This window comes from Mycobacterium zoologicum (assembly GCF_020181635.2).
GTDB lineage: Bacteria > Actinomycetota > Actinomycetes > Mycobacteriales > Mycobacteriaceae > Mycobacterium > Mycobacterium zoologicum.
Genome location: NZ_JAYJJS010000084.1, coordinates 1 through 639 on the forward strand (window position 1 = coordinate 1; position 639 = coordinate 639).

Annotated in this window: 1 pseudogene; it reads right to left on the reverse strand. The window is 63.4% G+C overall.

The window, feature by feature from the left end:
- Positions 1–527, reverse strand: a pseudogene (locus K6T84_RS23840) (IS1634 family transposase); the annotation flags it as partial.
- Positions 528–639 lie beyond the last annotated feature (112 nt).

The window sequence follows — 639 nt, forward strand, 5'->3', positions numbered from 1 at the left end:
GAGACGTCGAACAACACGAGGCTGGTGGGGCCAAGTTGCGCATGGGCGGCACACGCACTCGAAATACCCTGCCGGAAACCGGGTTTAGCGAACTCCGGAAGCCGACGATTCAACGTCGGGTAGGTCACCGGGGTGATTCCGGCTTCCTCGATGACCCGCAGCGAGTCGGCTTTGCTGGTCGGTTCGATGATCCGGGCTGCCACCAACTGGCGGAACACCTCATCGCCACCGGCCGCCTCGTCGAAACCGAGCGCGTCATAGACGCTGCACAGCGCACCCCACAGGTGCGCGGCCCGAGAGGAGGTGATCGGCAACGGCTCAGCATCGACCGGGGTGTCCAGTCCGAGATCAAGTTGGTCTTGGCCTGCAGCGATCTTCTGCGCCCCGGCCGCCTTCAGTGCTGCGACACCGACCGCATCATGGGCCGATCCCAGGTGCTCGATCTTGCGGGCACCGCCTCGAGACGACCACACGATCTGCACCGCGGTGGCCCCCGAGGCGGTCTTCACGGTGCGGATATAGGCCATCCGGGCAGCCTACGACCCAAAATTAGTGCGCAAATTTCGCTTCACCACCAACCAACACCGCAGCTCACAGCTCTACGGGGTCACGAACCTCCGGTTGGTGATAAAAGTCAGG